The organism is Paenibacillus harenae DSM 16969 (assembly GCF_000422465.1).
In the GTDB taxonomy this organism is placed as follows: Bacteria; Bacillota; Bacilli; order Paenibacillales; family Paenibacillaceae; genus Pristimantibacillus; species Pristimantibacillus harenae.
This window is the reverse complement of sequence record NZ_KE383842.1, coordinates 1,690,375-1,698,187: the sequence shown is the minus strand read 5'-3', so window position 1 is coordinate 1,698,187 and position 7,813 is coordinate 1,690,375. Positions and strand designations below refer to the sequence as shown.

1 protein-coding gene is annotated in these 7,813 nt (G+C 52.8%); it reads left to right on the top strand.

Annotated elements, in window-relative coordinates; translation table 11 throughout:
- Positions 1–75 precede the first annotated feature (75 nt).
- A complete protein-coding gene (locus H581_RS0118270; protein WP_028611282.1) occupies positions 76–7,794 on the top strand; it encodes a non-ribosomal peptide synthetase in 7,719 nt (2,572 codons plus the stop codon).
- Positions 7,795–7,813 lie beyond the last annotated feature (19 nt).

Genomic DNA, 7,813 nt, shown 5'->3' with positions numbered 1-7,813 from the left:
TGGAGGACAAACGGTTGACTTCCGATGCTGGAAAGACGCTTAAAGCGAATAAACCAACTTCACGCGAGGTGAATAATGAATAAAGCAAATGCGATTCAGAAGGTGTACCCCCTTACTCCGATGCAGGAGGGGATGCTATTCCACTCGATCATGAACAGCAAGTCCAGCGCCTATTTCACTTTAATGGAAGCGACGTTAAGCGGCAGCGTGGATCCGGACCTGTTCGAGAAGAGTTTAAACGGCATCATGAACGAATTCGACATACTGCGTACCGTGTTTGTGCATCAAAATTTGCCGCGGCCCCGGCAAGTCGTCTTTCATGAGCGGAGCACGAAGCTGCATTATGAGGATCTCCGCCATTTGGCGGAGGCTGAGCAAACTAAATATATCGAATGCTATAACGAAGCAAATGGCTCCCGCGGGTTTCAACTATCGAAGGATGTGCTGCTTCGAGTCGCTTTGTTCCGCACATCAGAGCATACATACCGGTTAATGTGGAGCCACCATCATATCTTGATGGACGGCTGGGGTTTTGGCGTCGTCATTCAACGGTTGTTTCAAATTTATGCGGCATTGCGGACGGGAAGCGAGATACCTCAAAACATCGTTTATCCGTACGGCGATTACATCAAATGGCTGGAAAACAGAAGTAAAGAAGAATCTCTTAGCTATTGGAGAAATGCGCTCGAAGGCTTTGAAGAACAGACATCATTGCCGCGTCGGCTGCCTGGCGGCCCATCGGAGGAATATCGGCAGGGCCAGCATGAATTTGCGATCGACCCGGCGACAACGCTGCTCCTTACACGAATGGCAAGAGGCTGCGGAGCGACAATGAACAGCTTGTTTCAAGCCATTTGGGCGGTGCTTCTCAGCAAATATAACAGGACGCGCGACGTCGTTTTCGGCTCGGTCGTATCGGGCCGTCCTTCGGATGTGCCTGGAATCGAGCAGATGGTCGGACTATTCATAAATACCGTTCCGGTGCGCGTTCGCGTCTCTGACGGTCTTACATTCGCGCAGCTGCTGGCGAATATTCAAATTGAAGCAATAGAGATGGAAGCGCATAGCTACTTGCCGCTATACGAGGTGCAAAATCAATCCGAATTGAAGCAGGCGCTGCTCGATCATATTTTGATATTCGAAAATTATCCGTTGGGCAAGGATGTGGAAGGAGAGAAGGCCGAGGAGACGATCGGCTTTCAGACACAGGTCGACCGCGTGTTTGAACAAACGAATTACGATTTGAATGTCGTAGTCGCTCCTGCCGAGGAGCTGTCTATCAAATTCAGTTATAACCGGAACAAGTTCGATTGCTCATTCGTCCACCGGGCAGAAGGGCATCTGCGCAGCATCATCGCGCAAATACTGGATAACCCGGCAATAGGGCTGAGCGAACTCGAATTGGTTACAGCGGAAGAGAAGCTGAAATTGACAGAACAGTTTAATGCGACGAAGAAGGTTTATGAAGATCCGAAGCTCGTTCATGCCTTGTTCGAGAAGCAGGTACAACGTACGCCGGAGCATACCGCGGTGATCGGAGCCGGCGTAGAGCTGACTTACCGGGAACTGAACGCCGAGGCTAACCGTCTGGCGCGGACGCTTCGTGTCAAAGGCGTTGCAGGAAGCATTATAGCTGTAATGGCTGATCCTTCACCGGATATGGCGGTGGCGCTGCTCGCCGTGCTCAAGGCCGGAGCAGCTTACTTGCCGATCGATCCTGCGCTTCCGGCGGATCGTGTCCGTTACATGCTGGAGGCTAGCTGCGCCTGCTGTCTATTATCCGACCCTCACTACGTCCAGCTTGCCGAAAGCTTTGGCGGGACCGTGGTTGATATTAGCGATACAAGCGGTTATGCGGAGGATACATCCAATCTGGAGATTCCGGTACAGCCGAACGATTTGGCTTATATCATTTACACATCGGGCACGACGGGCAAGCCTAAAGGGGTCATGATCGAGCATCGCGGCATTGCGAATACGCTGCTCTGGCGAAAAGAAGAGTATCGATTCAGTCCGGAGGATCGTACGCTCGTCTTTTTGTCCTACGCATTCGACGCTTTCGTCAGTACGTTCTTCACGCCGATCATTGCAGGCTCGTCCGTTCTGTTAGCGAAGGCTTCGGAGGCCAAGGAACCGTTCGCGCTGAAGAAGCTTATTGCGGCGGAGCGAATTACGCATTTCAGCACGGTGCCTGCCATGTTCGCTGCGATTCTTGATGTCCTTGATCGGGAAGAAGCTTTATCGCTCAAAGCGGTGACACTCGGAGGCGAGAAGGTAACGGAGGATGTCGTTAACCGTGCGAGGAGCGTAAATCCAGGTCTTGAATTGATTAATGAATACGGTCCGACGGAAAACAGTGTCATAACGACCTGCTTGCGCCACGTCGAGGACGGCAGGCGGATTACGATCGGCGCTCCGATTGCCAACACGCAGGTATGGATACTAGGAAATGACAGGCAGCTTCAGCCAGTCGGCGCAGTTGGCGAGCTCTGCGTTGCCGGCGTGGGACTGGCCCGCGGATATTTGAATCAGCCTGAGCTGATGAAGGATTATTTTGTACCACATCCATTCGATGAAGGGGCCGGCTTGCTTTATCGTACGGGCGATCTGGCGCGATGGACGGAGGACGGCCAGATCGAATTTGTAGAACGGATCGATCATCAAGTGAAAATTCGCGGCTACCGGATCGAATTGGGCGAGATCGAAGCCGTGCTTCGCAAGCAGGCGGCCATTAAGGACGCTGCAGTGCTCGCCGTGCAGGACGGCTCGGGATCGAAGCAGCTATGCGCATATGTAACGGCGGAAGAAGGAGCCGAATGGGATGAAGCTTCTATAAAAAGGATATTGGGCATAGAGCTGCCGTCCTATATGAATCCTGCCTATTATATTAGACTAGAACGATTGCCATACACATCCAACGGCAAGCTGGACCGCAAGTCGTTGCCGGTTCCGGAAGCAAACACTACAGGGAACCGGGAATATACGGCACCCGAAACCTTGCTTGAGGCGCAGCTTCAGCCGATATGGGAACAAATTTTGCAGGTAGAGAATATTGGCGTCACGGAAGATTTTTTTCAGCTGGGAGGGCATTCGCTCAAAGCGATGCTGTTAGCCGCCAGGCTCCAGAAGGAACTGCAGACGGATATTCCGCTGAAAGAGCTGTTCGAGCGTCCGACGATTCGCGGCATTGCCCGCTTCATTGAAGGAGGGAACCGGGAGGAAGGCTCGTTTGCCGCCATTGCACCGGCTGAGCCAAAGGAAGTCTACCCGTTAACATCGGCGCAGCGAAGAATGTTTGTCATCCATCAGTTTGAGAACGTCGGCACGGCGTACAACATGCCCGATGCCTTGCTGATGGAAGGACCTCTTGATAAGCAGAGGCTTACGGACGCCCTTCAGAAGCTGATCGACCGGCATGAGCCGCTGCGGACCTCGTTCGAATTGCAGGGGGAGGAGCCCGTTCAGCGTATTCATGCATCCGCAGCGCTTGAACTTAACCTATTTTATGCATCCGATGCGGTGCCGCCTGAACAAATCGTGCGCGATTTCGTTCGCCCCTTCGATTTGACGCAGGCTCCGCTCATGCGTGCAGGTCTCGTTCATTTGGAGGAAGATCGTCATCTGCTTCTTCTGGATGTGCACCATATTATTGCCGACGGTATGACCATTGGGCATTTGATACAGGATATGGGCGCGCTGTATCGCGGTGAACAGCTGCCTGCGCTGAACATTCAGTATAAGGATTATGCCGTTTGGCAATCCAAGGATGCGAACTCGGAGCGGATGAAGAAGCAGGAGGCTTTCTGGCTGGATCAATTCACAGGCGGCGTGCCTGTGTTTGATTTGCCTGCCGATTACCCGCGTCCGCTCGTGCGTGATTTTGCAGGTAAGCGATATGAATTCGCGGCCAATGAGCAGTTGACCGCTTCGCTGCGCGAATTGGCGGCAGCTTCGGGCTCAACGCTGTTTATGGTGCTGTTTGCAGCCTATAACGTGCTGCTTGGCAAATATACCGGTCAGGAAGATTTTGTCGTCGGTACGCCGACAGCCGGCCGGGCTCATGATGAGCTGCGGGATATGACCGGGCTATTCGTAGGCACGCTTGCGCTCCGTACCAGGCCAAAGCCTGAGCTTGCTTTCCGTCATTATCTTGCCGAGGTTAAACGGCATTGTCTCGAAGCGTTCGAACATCAGGATTATCCGCTCGAAGAGCTGCTGCAGCAGTTGGGCATTCCGCGCAGCATGAGCCGCAATCCACTGTTCGACACGATGTTTCTTATGCAGAACATGGATTCAGCCGATCTGCAGCTTGAAGACTTAAGGTTGACGTCCTACCCGCAATCCAATGATATGGCGAAGTTTGATCTGACTTTTGGCGCGATTGAGCAAGATGAGTCGCTCCAGTTCAGCATCGAATATGCCGCTGCATTGTACCGCCCGGAGACAGCGGAGCGGTTAGGAAACCATTACACCCGGCTGCTGCATGCGATTGCCGCTCATCCGGAGAAGACAATAGCCGAGCTGGACGTGTTAGACAGCAGCGAAGTCGAGCTATTGCTAAACGGATTTAACGATACGGCGGCAAGCTATCCGCATACGGCTACGATTTCATCCTTATTCGAACAGCAGGCATCCCATCATAGCGGGCTTATTGCCGTCTCGGATGCGGATCGGGAGCTTACCTATCGTGAGCTGAACGCACGCGCCAACATGCTGGCAAGGCGTCTTCGGGAAGAAGCGGGCGTTACGCGTGACAATCTTGTAGCCATCCTGATGGAACGTTCGACCGATATCATCGTTGCCATGCTCGCCGTTCTGAAGGCGGGGGGCGCCTATGTGCCGATCGATCCCGCTTATCCGGAGGAACGGATTCAGTACATTTTGGAGGATAGCAAGCCGAAGGCGCTGCTTACGCAAACGTCCTGTCTCCACCTTATTCACGACGAAGCGGGCATCGTTTTCGATCTTCACGACAGTTTAACCTTCACGGGTAACGAAAGTGATTTGGAAGCGGTCAATGAGCCGCATGACTTAGCCTATATCATCTACACGTCCGGAACGACCGGACAGCCGAAGGGCGTTATGATCACTCATCGGAATGTTGTAAGGCTGTTAACGAACAATCGGCTTGTATTTGATTTTAATGAGCGGGACGTATGGACCATGTTTCATTCGTACTGCTTCGATTTCTCGGTATGGGAAATGTACGGCGCTTTGCTATACGGCGGCCAGGTTGTAGTTGTTCCGCGCCATACCGCGCAAAATCCGCAGGAATTTGCGGAGCTGCTGAGGCAGAAGAAGGTGACGGTGCTGAATCAGACGCCGACTGCTTTCTATGCGTTAATTCAAGAAGAATTGCGCAGGCAGGACCAGGGCTTAACGGTACGGTATGTCATTTTTGGCGGGGAAGCTTTGAATCCGGCTATGCTCCGTCCTTACCGCGACCAATATCCCGATGCAAAGCTGATCAACATGTATGGCATCACCGAAACGACCGTGCATGTCACTTACAAAGCGATAACAGATCGCGAAATTGCGACCAATGTAAGCAATATCGGGACGCCGATTCCTACGCTTACCTGCTATATTTTCGATTCCATGCAAAAGCTTGTTCCGATTGGCGTAAACGGCGAGCTGTATGTCGGCGGGGATGGAGTAGCCAGGGGGTATTTGAACCGGGAGGAGCTGTCGAAGGAACGTTTCGTGCCGAATCCGTATAAGTCTGGCGAACGGCTGTACAGAACCGGCGATTTAGTTCGCAGAATGGCAAACGGAGAGATGGAGTATCTTGGAAGGATCGACCATCAGGTTAAAATCCGCGGTCATCGAATCGAGCTGGGAGAGATCGAGACCGTACTTATTAAGCATCACAAAGTAAAAGAGACGACGGTTATCGCGCGTGAGCAGGAGGACGGAAGTAAAGCGTTATGCGCTTATATCGTTGCCGAGGAAGAAATGACCGTCATCGAGCTGCGGGAATTTACGAAAGAATCGCTGCCCGATTATATGGTTCCGGCCTATTTTGTCCAACTGGACAAAATTCCTCTCACCTCAAATGGCAAAATCGACCGGCAGTCGCTGCCCGAACCGGATCTGAGCATGACGATCGGGACCGCGTATATCGCACCGGAGTCGATTCGGGAACAGCTGCTGGCGGACATTTGGCAAGGCGTGCTTGGCGCCGCTCATATTGGTTCGTCTGATCATTTCTTTGCGCTTGGCGGCGATTCTATTAAAGCGATACAAGTAGCTGCCAGACTCGGAGCGCATGGCCTGAAGCTGGAGATTAAGGATCTGTTCCAGTACCCGACAATCCGTGAACTTGCTCAGCGGCTGAAGGCCGTGACCCGCAGCATCCCGCAAGGACCTGTCTCGGGCGATGCCGAGTTAACCGCGATTCAGCATTGGTTCTTTAAGCAGCGCTTTACCGATGCCCATCATTGGAATCAATCGGTCATGCTCTATACGCCGGAACGGTTCGAGGAAAAGGCGATCCGATCTGCCATTGATGCGATTGTTCGGCATCATGATGCGCTGCGCTTCGTATTCCGTCCAAATGGGGAAGGCTCCTTTACGGCCTTCAATCGGGGGCAGGAGGAAGAAGGAACGTATACTTACGAGTATATGGATTTAACCGGCGAGAAGGATGACCGTTCGGCGCTTGCACGACATGCCGAGCAGCTCCAGAGCTCGATCAATCTATCGGCAGGACCATTGTTCCTGACCGCGCACTACCGGACAATAAGCGGCGATCATTTGCTGCTGATCGCCCATCATCTTATCATTGACGGCGTATCATGGCGGATTTTGTTCGAGGATCTGGAACAGGCATACAGCCAAGCATTGATCGGGGAACCGATTCGACTGCCGCTCAAATCCGACTCGTTCCTCTATTGGTCGGAGCAGCTCCGTAAGTACGCGGATAACCCGATTCTTCTAAGGGAAGCAGATTATTGGCGAGAGCTGGAGGAGAGAGGCGTGATTCCTCTTCCTCGCGATCGACATGCGGATCGCGGTGATTTCCAGGCATTGCGGACGGCACAGTTCGAGCTGGATGAGCAAGAAACGGATCAACTGCTGAAGCGAGCCGGACGTGCTTATCACACGGAGATCAATGATTTGCTCTTGACCGCGTTAGGTCTTGCCGTGAAGGAATGGTCCGGCATCGATCAAGTCGGGATCAACCTGGAATCGCACGGGCGAGAACCCATCTCGGAGGCGCTGGACATTTCGCGTACAGTCGGCTGGTTCACATCCCAATATCCGGTTGTGCTGGATATGAGCGCGGGAGGCGGCAGCCATTTAGCAAGGCAGATTAAGCTGACGAAGGAACAGCTTCGCGCCGTCCCGGGTAAAGGCATCGGCTACGACCTATTGAAATATATGACCTCCCCGCAATCGAAGCCGGCTCTTCGCTTCGACCTTGAGCCGGAGATTTGCTTCAACTATTTGGGGCAGATTGACGGAGACGTGACGAACGACGTCTTCAGGATGTCGGATTACGATAATGGGTCTCCCGTAAGCCCAAAGGCGGAAAACAGCTTCGCATGGAACTTCGGAGGCATCGTTGAGGATGGTCGATTATCCATGAAATGCCATTACAACGGCTTGGAATTTTCGGAAGAGACGATGAACCGTTTTATGGGCGCTTATCGCGCGCAGCTAAGCAGCGTAATCGCCCATTGTACCTTGCAAGAGGATGCCGAGCTGACGCCGAGCGATATTAGCTCGAAAGGGATGACCATTAACGAATTGGAAGACATTTTCGATCTGCTGGAAGATAAGTTGAAATGAGAATGCGAGCGAATATGCT